Source organism: Bradyrhizobium sp. TM239 (assembly GCF_036247985.1).
Lineage (GTDB): Bacteria > Pseudomonadota > Alphaproteobacteria > Rhizobiales > Xanthobacteraceae > Bradyrhizobium > Bradyrhizobium ottawaense.
Genome location: NZ_BTIR01000013.1, coordinates 148,225 through 165,040 on the forward strand (window position 1 = coordinate 148,225; position 16,816 = coordinate 165,040).

The following is a 16,816-nucleotide window of genomic DNA, read 5'->3' on the forward strand; positions in this document are numbered from 1 at the left end:
CACCGGCGTCGTTCGGCCCGAGCACACCGTCTGGGAGTGCTGCACGAGGTTTGCCCGCGCAACGCATCTGCCGGGAAAATGCAGCACTGCACACACCCGCGCCAGACCTCTGCCTGGACAGTGCAAAGCTTTCCAATTGTTTAGGATTCTCAACCGATAGTGCTGTTTACACTGGAACTTGGCGTGTATTATACAAACGCTGTGGAACCCTACGATTGCCCAAAAATTCGTAGCTGAGGGCACAAGAGCCGACACGAGACGATATGAAAAAGTCCCGGCCGATCCTCTGGATTCTGATCATCGCGGCCGTGGCCTCCGCGGGTTACTATGGTTGGCAGAAATTAGGCGCCTCCCAGGCCGGAAAAACCCAGACCGCCCAGAAGGGTCCACCCCGCCCGCCCGCCGTCCCCGTCAGCGTTGCGCCGGTCCAGAAGGTCGACTTCCCGGTCTATCTGACCGGTCTCGGCACGGTTCAGGGGTTCAACACCGTACAAGTCCGCACCCGCGTGGATGGTCAGATCGACAAGCTCGCCTTCCGCGAAGGCCAGATCGTCCAGCAGGGCGAGCTTCTGGTCTCGATCGATCCCCGTCCCTATCAAGCCACGCTCGACCAGGCCAAGGCCAAGAAGGCGCAGGACGAGGCCAGTCTGGCCAACGCCAATCTCGAACTTCAGCGCGCCATGAAGCTCGGCGAATTCGCCACCGCACAGCGCGTCGACACCCAGCGCTCGACCGTCGCCCAGCTCACCGCCCAGATCGCCGCCGACGAAGCCGCGATCGCCAACGCCCAGACCCAGCTCGACTACACCCAGGTCAAGGCGCCGATCACCGGCGTCGCCGGCCTGCGCCAGGTCGACATCGGCAACATCGTCAACGCCTCGACGCAGACGGGCATCGTCACGATCTCGCAGGTCGAGCCGATCACCGTGATCTTCACCGCGCCGGAAGACCAGCTGCCCTATATCAGCGAAGGTCAGAAGACCGGCGCGCTCAAGGTGATCGCGTTCACCACCGACGGCAAGAAGACGCTGGCCGAAGGCAAGCTTGCGGTCATCAACAACCAGGTCGACACCACCAGCGGCACGATCCGGCTCAAGGCGGTGTTCGACAACAAGGACCACGCACTGTGGCCGGGCCAGTCGGTCTCGACGCGGCTTCTGGTACGGACGCTGAAGGATGCGACCGTGGTTCCGGATGACGCGGTCCAGCATTCCACCAACGGCCTCTACGCCTACACCGTCAATCAGGACAACAAGGCCGAGGTGCACAAGATCAAGGTCAGCTACGCCATCGATGGACATTCGGTCATCGAAGAAGGGCTGAGCCCCGGGCAACAGGTGATTGTCGGCGGTCAGTTCAAGGTCCAGCCCGGCAGCCTCGTGTCGACCGCGGTGGCAAGCTCGGATCCGGCCCAGAACAAGGTACGACGGGAATGATCGGCGGCGGGATTTCGGCACCTTTCATCCGGTATCCCATCGGCACCTCGCTGCTGATGGCCGGCATTCTCTTCGTCGGTCTCGTCGCCTATCCCCTGCTTCCGGTCGCACCGCTGCCGCAGGTCGACTTCCCAACCATCCAGATCACCGCCAATTTGCCGGGCGGCAGCCCCGAGACGATGGCTTCGTCGGTGGCACAGCCGCTGGAGCGGCAGTTCGCGCAGATTCCCGGCATCGCGCAGATGACCTCGACGAGCTATCTGGGCACCGCGTCGATCACCATCCAGTTCGATCTCAACCGCAGCATCGACGGCGCTGCCAATGACGTGCAGGGCGCCATCAACGCCGCCAGCGGCCAGTTGCCGAAGAACCTGCCGTCGCCGCCGACGTACCGCAAGGTCAACCCGGCCGACGCGCCGATCCTATTGCTGTCGGCGACATCGGAGACGTTGCCTCTGACAACCGTCAGCGACGCGGTCGATGCCCAGCTCGCCCAGCAGATCAGCCAGCTCTCGGGCGTCGCGCAGGTCTTCATCGGCGGTCAGCAGAAGCCGTCCATCCGCATTCAGATCGACCCGGCGAAACTCGTCGCCAAGGGCCTGTCGCTGGAGGACGTGCGCAGCCAGATCGCGATTACCACCGTCGACAGCCCCAAGGGCAATATCGACGGGCCGAAGCGCGCCTACACCATTTACGCCAACGACCAGCTCACCCATTCCAAGGACTGGAACGACGTCGTCGTCGCCTATCGCAATGGGGGTCCCCTGCGGATCCGCGACATCGGCCAGGCGGTCAGCGGCGCTGAAGACGCCAAGCAGGCGGCCTGGGCCAACGGCAAGCGCGGCGTGTTCCTGGTGATCTTCAAGCAGCCGGGCGCCAACGTCATCGAGACCGTCGACCGGATCAAGGCCACCCTGCCCCGCCTCGTGGCGGCGATCCCGCCCGCCATCAAGATCGAGCTCATCAGCGATCGTACCACGACCATCCGCGCAGCGGTCGAGGACGTCCAGTTCACGCTGCTGCTGACCATCGCCCTCGTGGTCATGGTCATTTTCATCTTCCTGCGCAGCTTCTGGGCCACCGTCATTCCCACCATCACGGTTCCGCTGGCGCTGCTGGGCGCCTGCGCCCTGATGTGGGTCGTCGGCTATTCACTGGACAATCTGTCCCTGATGGCGCTCACGATCGCGGTCGGATTCGTCGTCGACGACGCCATCGTGATGCTCGAGAACATCACGCGGTACATCGAGGAAGGCGAATCGCCGATGGCGGCCGCCTTCAGAGGCTCCAAGGAGATCGGCTTCACGATCGTCTCGATCAGCATCTCGCTGGTCGCGGTGCTGATCCCGCTGCTGCTGATGGGCGGCATCATCGGGCGCCTGTTCCGCGAGTTCGCCGTCGTGCTGGCAATGACCATCTTCGTCTCGATGTTCGTGTCGCTGACGCTGACACCGATGATGGCCTCCCGCTTCCTGCGCGCCCATGGCGAGGTGACCCACGGCAAGTTCTACCAATGGAGCGAGCGCGCCTTCGACGCGATGCTGCGCGGCTACGAATACATTCTCGATCACGCCCTGGCCTGGCGCCGGACCACGCTCGCGATCTTCTTCGCCACCCTAGGCCTGTCGATCTATTTGTTCGTGCTGATCCCGAAAGGCTTCTTCCCGCAGCAGGACGTCGGCCTGATCACCGCGACCTCCGAAGCCTCCCAGGACATCTCTTTCGCCGAGATGCAGCGGCGGCAGGTCGAGCTCGGCAAGATCGTGATGGACGATCCCGACGTCGCCACGATCGCGATGAACATCGGCGGCAGCGGCCGCGCCGGCAACAACGGCAACATGTTCATCACGCTGAAGCCGCGCAACGAGCGCGAGGCCTCGGCGCAGCAGATCATCGCGCGGCTGCGTCCCAAGCTCGAGAAGGTGTCCGGCGCCCGCCTCTACATGCAGGCAGCCCAGGACGTGCGGCTCGGCGGCCGGCCGACGCGCACGCAGTTCGAGTTCACCTTGCAGGATGCCGATCTCGCCGAGCTCAACGAGTGGGCGCCGAAAATCCTCGCCAAGATGCAGACGCTGCCGGAGCTGCGCGACGTCGCGACCGACCAGCAGACCCAGGGCACCACGGTCCAGCTCAAGATCAACCGCGACACCGCCGCGCGCTACGGCATCCAGCCGCAGCTGATCGACGACACGCTGTACGACGCCTTCGGACAGCGGCAGGTCACGCAGTATTTCACCCAGCTCAACACCTACAAGGTGATCCTGGAGATCCTGCCGGAGATGCAGGGCAATCTCGACAGCCTGAACAAGCTCTATCTGAAGTCGCCGCTGACGGGCGACCAGGTGCCGCTATCGACGTTCGCGACCTGGAGCACCGATCCGGTCCGCCCGCTCTCGATCAGCCACCAGGGCCAATTCCCGGCGATCACCATCAGCTTCAACCTCGGCCAGGGCGTCGCGCTCGGCCAGGCGACGGAAGCCGTGCAGAAGGCGATGGCAGATCTCGGCGCGCCGCCGACGCTGAACTCGAGCTTCCAGGGCACCGCGCAGGCGTTCCAGCAATCGCTCGGCACCGTGCCGCTGCTGATCCTTGCCGCGCTCGTCGTGGTCTACCTGATCCTCGGCATCCTCTACGAAAGCTACATCCATCCGATCACGATTCTGTCGACCCTGCCCTCGGCCGGCGTCGGCGCGCTTCTGATCCTGATGGCGGCCGGCTTCGACTTCAGCCTCATTGCCTTGATCGGAATCATTCTCCTGATCGGCATCGTGAAGAAGAACGGCATCATGATGGTCGACTTCGCCATCGCCGCCGAGCGCGACGAGCACAAGACCCCGGCGGAATCGATCCGCCAGGCCGCCCTGCTCCGCTTCCGCCCGATCATGATGACGACGATGGCCGCGCTGCTCGGCGGCGTGCCGCTGATGCTCGGTCACGGCACCGGCGCCGAGATCCGCCAGCCGCTCGGCTACGCCATGGTCGGCGGCCTGATCGTCAGCCAGGCGCTGACGCTGTTCACCACGCCGGTGGTCTATCTCTATCTCGACGAGCTCAACAACTGGTTCTCGGGCTGGGGCCGTTCGGGTGACGGCGAAGGCGGCGAGACGGTCGAGCACGGCACCGTTAAGGAAGCCGCCGAGTAGCGGCTTGCACGGCGCTTCCGCCGACGCTACAGCGAGGCCCCGGTTCACGCCAACGCGGTTTCGCCATGCTCATGCAATCCAGACTTGTCGCCCTCGCCGCAGCTGTCCTGTTGCCCTTGGGCGCCGCGTATGCCCAACAGGCCAAGAAGAACGCCCCCGCTCCGGCGGCACAGCCCGCGCCGGCTCCGACGCAGCCACAGGCTGACGGCGCGCCGGCGCAACAGCCCGGCTGGATCGTGCGCTGCACCAGCGCCAGCCGCGATGCGCCGCTCGAATGCGCTATGGAGCAGAACGCGGTGCTGACCAAGACCGGCCAGACCATCGTCCTGATCAACATCCGCATCGCGCCCGACACCCGCACCCCGGTGGCGCTGCTGCAATTGCCGCTCGGCCTCAATCTTCCCATCGGCGCCAAGCTCCAGGTCGACGAGGGCAAGACGGTCGATTTGCAGATCCAGACCTGCGAGAACCGCGGCTGCTACGCCTCGGCGCCGATCGCGCCCGACCTGCTTGCCGCCTTGCGGTCGGGCAAGCAGCTCAAGGTCTCCTTCCAGAACATGGCCAAGGAGACGATCGCGATCCCGATGCCGCTGGGCGATTTCGCGGCGGCCTACGACAAGATCAAGTAACGCTCTTCCCCGTTACTGCCGCGCCATCTGCGCGTTGCCGACGGCATCGCCGTCGAGCTTCTGGTCGTTGTGCATGGTGACGGTGACGCGCAGCAGCCGTCCGGCGAATTCGAACGGCGCCTCGTAATGCGACACGGGGCTGCCGCGGTCGCGGCCGATGTCTAGGCCGGACCACGAGATCAGCGTGTGGAAGCCGAGCTGGGTCTTCAGCGAACCCACCGGCTCGCCGTCGATCAGCAGCGTGTATTCGGTGACGCCGGTGCGCGAGCCCTTGGCGGGCGGCTCCTTGCGCACGAGACGCTCGACATGCACGCCGAGCCGCCGCGCGCCTGGCAGCACCTTCCGCTCAGAGCGCACGATCTGGTGGCTGCCGCCGATGTTGAGATCGTGCACGAGATGGCCGTCACTGACATAGAGGCTGTAGCCCGAGGTCGCATCGCCGTGCGAGATCAGCACGCCGTCCGCACCCGCCTCGTCGATCTCGACATGCGCCTCGATCGTGTAGCTGCGGCTGCGCACGTCGGGCGCGACGTCGGTCGGCACGTGCCCCATGCCGGCGTGGAAGACGAAACGGTGGCGCGCGCCGTGGAAGCGCGCGGCATTCTCGGCAAAGCGCGGCCCGAAGCGGTCGTCGAGGGGCAGCACCTTGTGCTTCTCGGCCTCGTCCCACCATGTCGCGATCATCCGCGCCAGACGCTCCGGCTCCTTCGTCGCGAGGTCGTTGGTCTCCGAGAAATCCTCATCGAGATGGAACAGCTCCCATTTGTCGTTCTCGAACGGCGTGCCCGACGGATGGAAGGCGACCGCCTTCCACCCGGCGTGCCAGAGACCGCGATGGCCGAACATCTCGAAATACTGCGGCGAGCTTTTCGAGGAGGCCGACGCATCGGTGATCGAACGCGCAAAGCTCTCGCCTTCGAGCGGCATCTGCCGGCAGCCCGCGATATCAGTGGGCGCCTCGATGCCGACCAGCTCCAGCAGCGTCGGCGCAAGGTCGCAGGCGTGCACGAACTGGTGCCGCAGCTCGCCTTTGGCCGCGATCCTCTGCGGCCAGTTGATGACGAAGGGATCGCGGATGCCGCCGCCATGGGTGTTCTGCTTGTAGCGGCGCAGCGGCGTGTTGGAGGCCATCGCCCAGCCATGCGGAAAATTGCTGTGGGTGTCGGGGCCGCCGATGTCGTCGATGCGGGCAAGTTTCTCGGCGATCGGCTCCGGCTTGAAGTTGAACGGTCCCATCGCGTTGACGAATCCGAGCGGCCCGCCCTCCTGGCTCGCGCCATTGTCGGACATCACGATGATCACGGTGTTGTCGCGGATGCCGGCCGTGTCGAGGAATGCGACCAGGCGCGCAAGATGGCGGTCGGAATGGTCGAGCATGCCGGCAAAGGCCGCCTGCAGACGCGTGAAGACACGGCGTTCGTCGGCCGAATGCTCCTCCCAGGCCTTCACACCGTCATTGCGCGCGGGCATCCGCGTATCCCCGGGCACGAGGCCCATCGCCTTCTGGCGTGACAGCCTTAGCTCCCGCTCGACGTCCCAGCCATGCGCGAAGGCGGCGTCATAGCTCCTGATGATCTCGGCCGGCGCCTGATGCGGCGCGTGGCAGGCCCCGAGCGCGACCCAGGTCAGCCAGGGCACGTCCGGACGATCGGCGACGTGATCGCCGATGAAGCGGATCGACTGATCGATCAAATCCTCGGTCAGATGATAGCCGTCGGCATAGGTGCCCGGCGGATCGATATGCGTGTTGTCGGAGACGAGCTCCGGCGCGTACTGGTCGGTCTCGGCGTCGAGGAAGCCGTAGAAGCGATCGAAGCCGCGCCCGAGCGGCCAGCCGTCGAACGGACCCGTTGCGCCGCTCTCGGTCAGCGGCGTGACGTGCCATTTGCCGACCATGTAGTTACGATAGCCGTGCCCACGCAGCATCTCGGCCAGCGTGCCCGCCTCGCGCGCGATCTTGCCGCGATAGCCGGGATAGCCGGAATCGAAATTGGCGAGGCACCCGACCCCGACCGAGTGATGGTTGCGCCCGGTGAGCAGCGCGGCGCGCGTCGTCGAGCACATCGCGGTGGTGTGGAAGCCGCTGTAGCGCAGGCCCTCTGCGGCGAGCCTGTCGATGGTCGGCGTCCTGATCGCCGAGCCATAACAGCCGAAATCGGAGAAGCCGACGTCGTCGAACAGCACGACAAGGATGTTCGGCGCCCGCTCGGGCGGCCTTGGCGCATCCGGCCACCAGGGTTTTGACTCCGCAACCGTCTTGCCGACGGTGCCGCCGAACGGCATGCCGCTGCCTGCGCTCATCTGATCCTCCCCTGCCGGATCCGGTGTTTCATTGTCTTCGCACCCGCGATTGACCCGCGGCGCGCTTCGTCTTAAATTATAATCCGAATTATGATTATGATTTTTGACAGATGCAAGCACGGATGCACCCACGGTCAGAACAGCCGGAGCTTCGCGATTTCGACCTGCCGGGCGTCGCCCCGTCGCGGCAGAAGCGCAGCCGGGAAACCACGCTGGCGCTGCTGCGCGCCGGCGCCGAGATGCTGAGGACGCGCAGCCTTGCGGAACTCTCGATCGAGGCGCTCTGCACTGAAGTCGCCGCCACCGTCGGCGCCTTCTATAGCCGCTTCGAAAGCAAGGAGACCTATTTCAACGCGCTGATGGCGCTGGCCACGCGCGACGGCGAGGAGCGCCTTGCGGGGATCAAGCCGCCGTCACCCGACCCAGGCCTCGACAGGCTCTGCCAAATCATCGTCAGCGGCATCATCGGCTGGATGCGCAACCACGAAGGCGTGTTGCGTGCAGCCCTCCAGCACGACGCCACCCGCCCCGACAAATGGACGCCGTTCAAGGCGCTTGCGCAGGCCACCTCCGCGCGCGCCACCCCTCTCCTGCTGCCGGCCATGGGCAAGGGCCGCAAGGCCGCCAAGAGCCGCGCCATCGCGTTCGGCTTCCAGATCGTGCTGGGCACGCTGGTGAACGCGATCCTCAACGACCCCGGGCCGCTACAGCTTTCGTCGAAGGAGATGGAGACACGGCTCGCCGGCTGCCTGTTGCTGCTGCTTCAGGCCGAGATCGGTCGCGCAACGCCGAAATAGGCCTTCCACACCTGTTGTCAGCCGGTGACATCACTCGCCCGGAGCAGCGTCGTGAAGCCGCCATAGATCATGCGCTTGCCGTCGAACGGCATGCCCTCCATCTTCAGCCGCGGGTCCGCCATTACCTTCCTGTTGACGGCATCGCGGGTCTCCCGGTCGCGGTAGACGATCCAGGCGAACACCACGACCTCGTCCTCCTTCGCCATCACTGCGCGCGGAAACGAGGTGAGTTCGCCATAGGGGACATCGTCAGCGATGCATTCGACATAATCGAGCGCGCCGTGCTCCATCCAGAGCGCACAGGCGGTCGTCGCCAGCGTCCTGTAGGCCTCGATCTTGTCCTTCGGCACGGCCAGAACGAAACCATCGACATAGGGCATCGGGATCTCCTCGAGTTGTGTGACCCAAGGACGATGGAGCGCGCGGTGATCCGACGGCGAGATGCGATTTCAGGATGAGGCAAACCGTCGCGAGCGGCGGCCACGGATCTCATTGCCGCCGAGCGGCTATGCGAGACAGCCAGATCGTGGAGAGTGCCTGGAACTGGCTGGGGAACCTGGATTCGAACCAAGACAAACAGAGTCAGAGTCTGTTGTGCTACCGTTACACCATTCCCCAACGGAATAGTCGAACAAATTCAATAACTTGCTGATTTGCTCGACTGTCGCCGGAAGCGCGTTTGGCGCGCAAATCACGGCTCAAGCGTGGCAGGGTTCTACCCGCTCGTCCCCGGGCTGGCAAGCGCTGCGGTGGATGGTCCGTCGCTCCTCAACACGATCGCAGGACCCCGACCATTTCAACGCTTCGCCAACCCGGCCGCCGGCCTGTAATTTGGCCGCCCTACTCCAGCTTGATGCTGGCGGCCTCGATCACCTTCTTCCAGCGCGCCGTCTCGGCATTGATGTAGGCGGCGAACGGCTCGGAATCCACGGCGACTGCGGTGGCGCCGAGTTCGGCCATTTTCTGCACCGTCTCCGGCTGCGCCATGAAGGCGCGGATCTCGGCCGAGAGCTTTTCGACGATCGGCTTGGGCGTGCCCGCAGGCACGATGAAACCGTGCCATGCCACCGCCTCGAAGCCGGGCAGGAATTCGGCAACGGCCGGCGCTTCGGGATCGAAGGCGGCGCGCTTCGGCGTTGCAGTCGCGAGCAGCGCGAGCTGGCCGGTCTTCACCTGCGGCAACAGCAGCGGAACGTTGTCGAAGGCGAGATCAATCTGGCCGCTGAGCAGGTCCGTCAGCATCTGGCTGGAGCCCTTGTAGGGCACGTGCACCATCTTGGTGCCGGTCATCTGCTGGAACAGCTCGCTGGCAAGATGCTGCGAGGTGCCGACACCGGCCGAGCCAAACGAGACCTTGTCCGGATTCGCCTTCAGATAGGCAATCAGCTCCGGCACGGTGCGCGCCTTGATCTTGTTGGGATTGACGACGAGAACGTTGGGCACGACGCTGATCTGGGCGACCGGTATCAGGTCCTTGTCCGGCTGGTAGCTGAGCTTCGGCCCATAGAGTGACGGGTTGATCGCAAGCGCGGAGGTGCTGGCAAGACCGAGCGTGATGCCGTCAGGCGCCGATTTCGCCACCCGCGTCACGCCGAGGATCGAGCCGGCACCGCCGACATTCTCGACCACGAAGGGCTTGCCGAACTTCGCCTGCAAATGGTTGGAGACCATCCGCGCGAAGATGTCCGCGGTGCCGCCGGCGGCGAAGGGAACGACCACCGTCACCTGCTTGGACGGATAGCCGTCCTGCGCCTTTGCCGGTGACGCCGCCAGCACCAGGGCTGAGGCAAGAACAAGCCAGATCGATCTCATAGACGTTTCCTCTGTTTCCCGTGTTATTGATTGGCCGCCGCGTGCGTGCGGCGGAGACGGCTAGAACGCGATCTCGTAAATGTTCAGGATCGCATCCCGGCCGAGGTCGCGCGGATTGTTGTCCAGCAGACGCCGAATGGCGTGCGCCTCGTCGGCCATCACGCCGAAATCATCCCGGGGCACGCCGAGCGCGGACAGCCGCATCTCGATGCCGAGATCGCTGCAGAACTCGTAGCTTGCCTCGAATGCGCGCTTTGGATCGCCCTGCTCCGGCAGGCCGAGCGCCTGGAGCACCGCGATCGTCTTCGCCTCAACCGCCGGCATGTTGAAAGCCAGCGTATGCGGGAAAATCACCGCGCAAGCGAGGCCATGCGCCACGTGGTGACGGGTGCCGAGCGGATACGCCACCGCGTGGCCGGCGGTCGTGTTCACGGGTCCCAGGCAATAGCCGCCGTAGAGCGAGGCCAGCGCGAGGCCCGCGCGCGCCTCGCGATCGCCGCCATCGGCCACCGCGCGCCTGAGATAGCGGCCGACCAGCCGCGCGCCCTCGAGCGCATAGAGGTCGATCGTCGGATGCGCCTTGCGGCTGGTATAGGCCTCGACGCAATGCGCGAGCGCATCGACCCCGGTCGCCGCGGTGACCTCTCTCGGCACGGTCATCGTCAGATCCGGATCGACGATGGCGATGTCTGCCAGCATGAAGCGGCTCTGCACTGCCTGCTTGTTCTGGCTGACGGGATCGGTCACGAGCGCGCGGGTGCCGGCCTCGCTGCCGGTGCCCGACGTCGTCGGAATCTGCATCAGCGCGACGCTGCGGCCGGCCACCTTCTCCGGCCCGACGATGTCGGCAAAGGGCACGTCACTCGTGCACATCACCGCGACCAGCTTGGCGAGATCCATCGCGCTGCCGCCGCCAAAGCCGACCACGAGATCGGGGTTGACGTCCTTCGCCATCGCCACCGCCTTCTCGAGATTGGGCAGGTCGGGCTCGGGCTTGACCTCACCGAACACCTTCACCGCGCCCGGCAGCGCCAGCATGTCGACGCGGCGAGCGTTGAACGGATCCGAGATCACCAGCGGCCGCCTGGCACCGATCCGCTCGGCGAAGCGCGCTGCCGCGCCGATCGTGCCGTTGCCGAACTCGAGGATGGTGGGACGCTGGATTTCGATGGGCGTGAAGGCGTTGGTCATCGTGCGTTCGAACTCATGATTTGGATGCGGAAACGCCAGCGGCGAGCCGCTCGGCATAGTCGATCGCCTCGATCAGGCTGTGCTCGTTGGCGATGCCCTTGCCGGCAATGTCGAAGGCGGTGCCGTGATCGACGGAGGTGCGGATGATCGGCAGGCCCAGCGTGATGTTGACGCCGGAGAGCTCCTGCCAGCGGCCGGTTGCGGGATCGACCTGGAAGCCGAGCAGCTTGACGGGGATGTGGCCCTGATCGTGATACATCGCGACCGCGGCATCGTACTGGCCGGCGCGCAGCTTGACGAAGATGGTATCGCCGGGCACGGGACCGACGACGTCGAGACCATCGGCGACCGCTTTCGCAATCGTCGGCGCGGAGACGTCGATGTCCTGCCGGCCGAACAGGCCGCCCTCGCCGGCATGCGGATTGAGCGCGGCGATCGCGATCTTCGGCTTGGCGATTCCGAGCCGCAGCAGGGCATCGTTGGTGAGGTCGATCACCATGCGCAGACGCTCCGGCGTCAGACGCTTCGGGACGTCCTCCAACGCCACATGGGTCGAGACATGGCTGACGCGCATGTTGCCATGGGCGAGCAACATCACCGAGCCGCGCACGCCGGTGAGATGCGCCAGCATCTCGGTATGACCAGGGAAGTGATAGCCGGCCTTGTTGAGCGCTTCCTTGTTGAGCGGCGCCGTGACGATCGCCGCGGTCCGGCCCGCTTGCGTCAGCCGCACGCCCTGCTCGATCGCCTTGTAGGCAAAGCGGCCGCCATCGGCGCTGAGCACGCCCGGCTTGATCGGATCGCCCTCGGTGTCGGCCTGGAGGAAGCAGAGGTTTGGCCAGTCGCGATCCTCGGCGCGCACCTCGGGAATCGCAATGCCGGCACCGAGCGCGGCTTTCGCGCCATCGAGCGCCGCGCCGCTGCCGATGATCAGGATCCGCAGATCGCCTTTCGCGATCCGGTCCCTTAGCTCAACGCAGGCCTTGACGATGATCTCCGGCCCGATCCCGGCAGGATCGCCCATGGTGATGGCAAGATGACGAGAGGTCATGTCGGACTCCCCTTGCTGAGCAAATGATTATCCCGAAGCAGGTCGCGCCACAGCTCGCTGGGGCCGAATGCGCCGGACTTCGAGATGACATCGACGCCGGCCCAGCGGCCGCCTTGCAAGATCGAGCGCGGCAATCCCGGCACGATACGTCCTGTCACCTCGAGCGCATGCGCGCCAAGGGCAACGCATGCGGCCTTCAGGGTTTCCCCACCGGCAACAACCAGCGTGCCTGGCGGTGCGAGTGCCGCGATCAGCCCCGTCATCTCGTGCGCGATCCGCCGCGCCGCCTCAGCCCGCGTCAAGCCGTCGGCGAGGGCGAATTTCACCAGCGCCACGCTCTCGTCGGCCAGCTTGCGCCGAACGCCCGCGCCGCCCTCCCCCTCGGCCAACGCGATGGTGGCGTTACCACATGCCGCGAGCTGGGATGCGGTGGCAGCCTGGTCGGAGCCGAACAGCCCCAGCACCGGCCGCCTCAGTTGCGACGGCGCAGCGGCGCCTTGACCGCGGGCAAGCGCGCCGGCCAGGCCGCCGCTGCCACACCACAACACGGGCCCCGGCATGCGCCGCGCTATTTCGACGACGCGATCGAGGTCGAGGTCGCTCTCGGCATCGAACACCTGCACGCCGCCTTGCGAGAGCGTGTCGGCCGTGCCCTGTCGTGCCTCGATGCCGTCTTGCCGCAATTGATCCAGCAAATTGTCGCCGACCCTGTGCCAATCGCCATGCACGGTGCGGGCGAATTGCTGACCACCGACGGTGCGGCGTCCCTGATAATCGAACGCGGGCGCGACCACGCAGGAGGTCCAATGGCCGCTGCGCAGACAGGCGCCAAGCTCAGCCGCCCACGCGCCCCGAAGGAGGCTATCGACCTTCTTGTAGGCGATCGTCCCGCCCTGAAGGTGGGGCGCCAGTCGCCCAACGATTTCGACGCTCTCGGCCTTCGAGCGCTCACGGGTGCCGCTATCGATCGCGAGGCTCCCGGAATCCGGCGGCGTAAACGCTTCCGACCAGAGGACACTGAACGGTCCGCACAGGCCGACGAACTCTGCCGCGGTGTCGAGCGCACCGGTGAGATCGTCGGCAAGCAGGCGGACGCTCGTCATGGTCATGCCGCTCCCGCACCAAAGATCTTGCCGGGATTCATCAGGCCCTTCGGATCGAGCAATCTCTTGATATCGCGCATCAGCTCGATGTCGAGGGGATCGGCGACACGGGCGAGCCGGCCGCGATTGGTGACGCCGATGCCGTGCTCGGCACTGATCGCACCGCCCTGCGCTGCGGTCTCGTCGTCAACGATCTCGTTGATTTCAGCCACCAACGCAGCCGTCGCCACCGGGTCCTGGCACCGCGCGCGGTCGATCAGGGCGATCACGTGGATGTTGCCGTCGCCGATATGGCCGTGCATCACGACGTTCGCATGGGGGACGGCCGCCTTGATACGGGCTTCGACATTGTTGACGAAAGCCGCCTGCCGCTCCAGCGGCACCACGCTGTCATGCGACACAACATAGCCGCTGCGCTTGTTGCCTTCGGACACGCTGTGCCGGACGGACCAGATCACCTTCGCCTGCGCCAGGTTGGAGGCCAGGATCACGTCTTCTGCGAGCCCCGCCTCCATCGCGTCGGCCAGCACCGTGCCCAACGGCTCGTCGAGGTCGACGCCGGCGAGCGTGTCGGTCAGCTCGACGATCAGATACCACGGCGTCGTCAGCTCGAAGGGGATGGTGACATGCGGCACGGTCGCGGCGATCGCCTCGATCTGCGAACGCGACATGATCTCGAGGCTGCCGAGCCGGTCGCCGACCGTGCCGCGCAGGCGCTGCATGATCTCGAGCGCCTGCTCGACGCCCTGCAATTTCAGCAGCGCCAGCGCCGAGCTGCGCGGCGGCGCGAACAGTTTCAGCACGGCCGCGGTGACGATGCCGAGCGTGCCCTCGGCGCCGATGAAGAGCTGCTTGAGCGCATAGCCCGTGTTGTCCTTGCGCAGCGCGCGCAGGCCGTTGAAGATCCGCCCGTCGGGCAGCACGACCTCAAGCCCGAGCACGAGATCGCGCGTCGGCCCATAGCGCAGCACGGCGGTGCCGCCCGCATTGGTCGAGATGTTGCCGCCGATCTGGCAGGAGCCTTCGGCGCCAAGGCTCAAGGGAAAATAGCGATCGACGTCGCGCGCCACGTTCTGCACCTCCGCAAGGATGCAGCCGGCTTCCACCGTGATCGTGTTGGCGAGCGGGCTGACGTCGCGCACGGCCCGCATCCGGTCGAGCCGGATCACCACATTGCCCGCGTGATCGTCCGGCGTCGCCGCCCCGCACATGCCGGTGTTGCCACCCTGCGGCACGAGCGCGAGCCGCCTTGCGGCGCAGAACTTCACGACGGCAGCGACCTCGGCCGTCGAGCCCGGCTTCACCACAGCGACCGCGCGGCCGCGATAACGCCCGCGCCAGTCCACCACGTAAGGTTCCTGGTCAGCTCCGGACGCGATGATTTGCTTGTCGCCGACGATTGCGGCGAGTCCGGCCAGCGCATCCTGGAAAGAGTCGGACATCGGTTCGCCCCGTCTCCGGTCCAGGTCTAGACGGCGACTGCAGCGAATGCCGCGGCATCCGCGAGCAGCTCTTTCACGTGGGCCGGCGGCAGGGACTCCAGCGGCGGCCGCAGCCGCTGCCATCCGGCATGGCCGGTGCGCTCGGCGACGATCGCCTTCAGCGAGGGCATCTGCGGGAAGCGCGAAACCAATTCGCGCGCCTTTACGATGCGCGCCTGCGCCGCCTTGAGCGCCGCGTCATCGTCGCTGTCGCGAAAATGCTTGTAGACATAGGCAAGGTCGCGCGCCACCAGATTAGAGGTCGCGGTGATGCAGCCGGCGCCGCCCTTGCGCAGCAGCGGCAGCAGCAGCGGATCGGCCCCGACCAGAACCGAAAAGCCGGGGAAGCGATCGACCATCGCGGTCATGTTCGCAAAGTCGCCGGAGGAATCCTTGATGCCGGTGAAGGTGGCCGGATAAGCCTTGCGCAAGCGCTCGATCAGCGCATGCGAGATCGGCTGCGCCGACATCTGCGGGATGTGATAGAGCACGACCTTGAGCCTGGCATCGCCGATGCGCTGGACGATCTCGCTATAGGACGCATAAACGCCGTCGTCCGTGACACCCTTGTAATAAAACGGCGGCAGCATCACCACAGTGTCGACGCCGACCGAGAGTGCGTGGCGCGTCAGCGCGATGGTCTCGCTGAGCGCGGCAACGCCGGTGCCCGGCAGAAGACGCTGCGGCGCGATGCCGGCGGCCACCACCGCATCGAGCAGCGCCATGCGCTCGGCCGCGGAAAAGGAGTTCGCCTCGCCTGTCGTGCCGAGCAGCGCGATGCCGTCACAGCCTTCGTCCAGGAGATAGCGGCAATGCGCGATGAAGCGCGCATGATCGGGGGCGAGTTCGGCGTCGAGCGGAGTCAGCGCGGCGGAGAACACGCCATGAGGGTGCAGCGATGGTGTCGACAAACTTCCTCCGATCGTCAAATCAGTTGTTCGGAATGCGAACATTTGTTATTGGCTTGGACCAGTCGTAAAATCAGCTTGCCGCCACGTCAAGGGCGGTGGCTGTCATGGCAAGGCATTCGAGCATGGCCAGGGTCGAGAAGAAGGCCACGAAGCGCAAATCGGAATCGTCCCCGAAAAATCCCAAAAATCACGTCGCGTCCGTCGGCAAGGCCTTTGCCGTGCTCAAGAGCTTCAGCAGCGAGGCCTTCGAGCTCACCCTGAGTGAGATTGCCGCACGGGCCGATCTCGATCGCGGAACGGCGTTCCGGCTGATCCAGACCCTGACCGAACTCGGCTATCTCCAGGCCGTGCCGCAGAGCCGCCGGTTCCGCCTCGGCGTCGCCTGCCTCGACCTCGGCTACACCGTGCTGTCGCACGGATCGCTAAGGCCGATGGCCGAGCCGTTGCTGCGCGATCTCGTGCCCGATGTCGGCGACGCGGCTTCGCTCGGCATCCTCGACGGCGGTGACGTGGTCTATCTCGCGCGCGTCGGCGCCGGCCTCGATCGCCACAAGATGGATCGCCGGCCGGGCACGCGCATTCCCGCCTACAGCGCCGCGCTCGGTCATGTCATGCTCGCCCATCTGGCGCGGGACGAGCAGATCGCGCGCCTGGAATCGCGCCCTCGCGTCAAATTGTCGGAGCGGACGCTGACCGATCTCGATGCCCTGCTCGCCCGGCTCGATCAGGTGAAGAAGAAGGGCCATGCCATCTCCGACGGCGAGAACGCCTACGGCCTGCGCACGCTGGCAACGCCGATCTTCGACGCTCAGGGCCTCGTGATCGCGGGATTGAGCATCACGGTCGATGCCATGCGCATGGACATGGCGACTTTCCGCGACCAAGCACTGCCGCGGCTGATGCAGCTGACCAGCCAGGTACAGGACCTCGCGATCAAGTCGGGTCTGACGAGCTGATTGCG

The 16,816-nt window shown here is 65.7% G+C and carries 13 protein-coding genes and 1 tRNA gene; 5 read left to right on the top strand and 9 right to left on the bottom strand.

Translation table 11 applies throughout. From position 1 onward, the window contains the following. Positions 1-263: 263 nt before the first annotated feature. The 3 genes from AABA84_RS23270 (at position 264) to AABA84_RS23280 (ending at position 5,208) form a co-directional block, all read left to right on the top strand. Entirely contained in the window at positions 264-1,436 is a 1,173-nt protein-coding gene (locus tag AABA84_RS23270) for an efflux RND transporter periplasmic adaptor subunit (RefSeq protein ID WP_338313292.1), read from the top strand. Further along, a complete protein-coding gene (locus AABA84_RS23275) occupies positions 1,433-4,579 on the top strand; it encodes a multidrug efflux RND transporter permease subunit (protein ID WP_212246504.1) in 3,147 nt (1,048 codons plus the stop codon). Before AABA84_RS23270 ends, AABA84_RS23275 begins: the two co-directional genes overlap by 4 nt. Before the next feature lie 65 nt (positions 4,580-4,644). Beyond that, positions 4,645-5,208 carry an invasion associated locus B family protein gene (locus AABA84_RS23280; protein WP_338313294.1) on the top strand — a complete coding sequence of 188 codons (564 nt, stop codon included), beginning with the start codon at positions 4,645-4,647 and terminating at the stop codon, positions 5,206-5,208. Between the two features lie 12 nt (positions 5,209-5,220). Here the strand turns inward: AABA84_RS23280 and AABA84_RS23285 are convergent, their stop codons facing one another. Then, positions 5,221-7,509, bottom strand: a complete 2,289-nt coding sequence (locus AABA84_RS23285; protein ID WP_338313296.1) for an arylsulfatase — start codon at positions 7,507-7,509, stop codon at positions 5,221-5,223. 110 nt (positions 7,510-7,619) lie between these two features. On the opposite strand from AABA84_RS23285, the gene AABA84_RS23290 reads away from it, so the two are divergent. Continuing rightward, entirely contained in the window at positions 7,620-8,306 is a 687-nt protein-coding gene (locus AABA84_RS23290) for a TetR/AcrR family transcriptional regulator (RefSeq protein WP_445083420.1), read from the top strand. Between the two features lie 17 nt (positions 8,307-8,323). On the opposite strand, the gene AABA84_RS23295 is transcribed toward AABA84_RS23290, so the two are convergent. The 8 genes from AABA84_RS23295 to AABA84_RS23330 all read right to left on the bottom strand — a co-directional run bounded on the left by AABA84_RS23295 (position 8,324) and on the right by AABA84_RS23330 (position 15,855). Next, a complete protein-coding gene (locus tag AABA84_RS23295) occupies positions 8,324-8,686 on the bottom strand; it encodes a DUF1428 domain-containing protein (RefSeq protein ID WP_212246512.1) in 363 nt (120 codons plus the stop codon). Between the two features lie 164 nt (positions 8,687-8,850). Then, positions 8,851-8,924, bottom strand: a tRNA-Gln gene (locus AABA84_RS23300). 222 nt (positions 8,925-9,146) lie between these two features. Further along, positions 9,147-10,118 (bottom strand): Bug family tripartite tricarboxylate transporter substrate binding protein, encoded by a 972-nt coding sequence (locus AABA84_RS23305; RefSeq protein WP_212246514.1) that lies wholly within the window; start codon positions 10,116-10,118, stop codon positions 9,147-9,149. A gap of 60 nt (positions 10,119-10,178) precedes the next feature. After that, positions 10,179-11,366 (bottom strand): iron-containing alcohol dehydrogenase, encoded by a 1,188-nt coding sequence (locus tag AABA84_RS23310; protein WP_212246516.1) that lies wholly within the window; start codon positions 11,364-11,366, stop codon positions 10,179-10,181. Beyond that, positions 11,323-12,360 (bottom strand): 4-hydroxythreonine-4-phosphate dehydrogenase PdxA, encoded by a 1,038-nt coding sequence (gene pdxA, locus AABA84_RS23315; RefSeq protein WP_212246518.1) that lies wholly within the window; start codon positions 12,358-12,360, stop codon positions 11,323-11,325. The genes AABA84_RS23310 and pdxA overlap by 44 nt, the downstream gene beginning before the upstream one ends. Next, complete coding sequence (locus AABA84_RS23320; protein WP_338313300.1) at positions 12,357-13,463, bottom strand: four-carbon acid sugar kinase family protein; 1,107 nt, start codon at positions 13,461-13,463, stop codon at positions 12,357-12,359. Before AABA84_RS23320 ends, pdxA begins: the two co-directional genes overlap by 4 nt. Before the next feature lie 2 nt (positions 13,464-13,465). Further along, on the bottom strand, positions 13,466-14,905 hold the full coding sequence (locus tag AABA84_RS23325; RefSeq protein ID WP_338313301.1) for an FAD-binding oxidoreductase: 1,440 nt from the start codon (positions 14,903-14,905) through the stop codon (positions 13,466-13,468). Positions 14,906-14,931: 26 nt separating this feature from the next. Beyond that, positions 14,932-15,855: a dihydrodipicolinate synthase family protein gene (locus AABA84_RS23330; RefSeq protein WP_338313304.1), complete on the bottom strand. Its 924-nt coding sequence runs from the start codon at positions 15,853-15,855 to the stop codon at positions 14,932-14,934. Positions 15,856-15,959: 104 nt separating this feature from the next. Here AABA84_RS23330 and AABA84_RS23335 point away from each other — a divergent pair, with 104 nt between their 5' ends. Then, the gene (locus AABA84_RS23335; protein WP_338313306.1) at positions 15,960-16,811 is read left to right on the top strand and encodes an IclR family transcriptional regulator; all 852 of its coding nucleotides are present in this window, start codon (positions 15,960-15,962) and stop codon (positions 16,809-16,811) included. Positions 16,812-16,816 lie beyond the last annotated feature (5 nt).

What these genes read in the sequence shown, in the direction of transcription:
- AABA84_RS23270 (WP_338313292.1), top strand. Translation starts at nt 264, where the DNA reads ATGAAAAAGTCCCGGCCGATCCTCTGGATTCTGATCATCGCGGCCGTG.
- AABA84_RS23275 (WP_212246504.1), top strand. Translation starts at nt 1,433, where the DNA reads ATGATCGGCGGCGGGATTTCGGCACCTTTCATCCGGTATCCCATCGGC.
- AABA84_RS23280 (WP_338313294.1), top strand. Translation starts at nt 4,645, where the DNA reads ATGCTCATGCAATCCAGACTTGTCGCCCTCGCCGCAGCTGTCCTGTTG.
- AABA84_RS23285 (WP_338313296.1), bottom strand. Translation starts at nt 7,509, where the DNA reads ATGAGCGCAGGCAGCGGCATGCCGTTCGGCGGCACCGTCGGCAAGACG.
- AABA84_RS23290 (WP_445083420.1), top strand. Translation starts at nt 7,620, where the DNA reads ATGCAAGCACGGATGCACCCACGGTCAGAACAGCCGGAGCTTCGCGAT.
- AABA84_RS23295 (WP_212246512.1), bottom strand. Translation starts at nt 8,686, where the DNA reads ATGCCCTATGTCGATGGTTTCGTTCTGGCCGTGCCGAAGGACAAGATC.
- AABA84_RS23305 (WP_212246514.1), bottom strand. Translation starts at nt 10,118, where the DNA reads ATGAGATCGATCTGGCTTGTTCTTGCCTCAGCCCTGGTGCTGGCGGCG.
- AABA84_RS23310 (WP_212246516.1), bottom strand. Translation starts at nt 11,366, where the DNA reads ATGCCGAGCGGCTCGCCGCTGGCGTTTCCGCATCCAAATCATGAGTTC.
- pdxA (WP_212246518.1), bottom strand. Translation starts at nt 12,360, where the DNA reads ATGACCTCTCGTCATCTTGCCATCACCATGGGCGATCCTGCCGGGATC.
- AABA84_RS23320 (WP_338313300.1), bottom strand. Translation starts at nt 13,463, where the DNA reads ATGACGAGCGTCCGCCTGCTTGCCGACGATCTCACCGGTGCGCTCGAC.
- AABA84_RS23325 (WP_338313301.1), bottom strand. Translation starts at nt 14,905, where the DNA reads ATGTCCGACTCTTTCCAGGATGCGCTGGCCGGACTCGCCGCAATCGTC.
- AABA84_RS23335 (WP_338313306.1), top strand. Translation starts at nt 15,960, where the DNA reads ATGGCAAGGCATTCGAGCATGGCCAGGGTCGAGAAGAAGGCCACGAAG.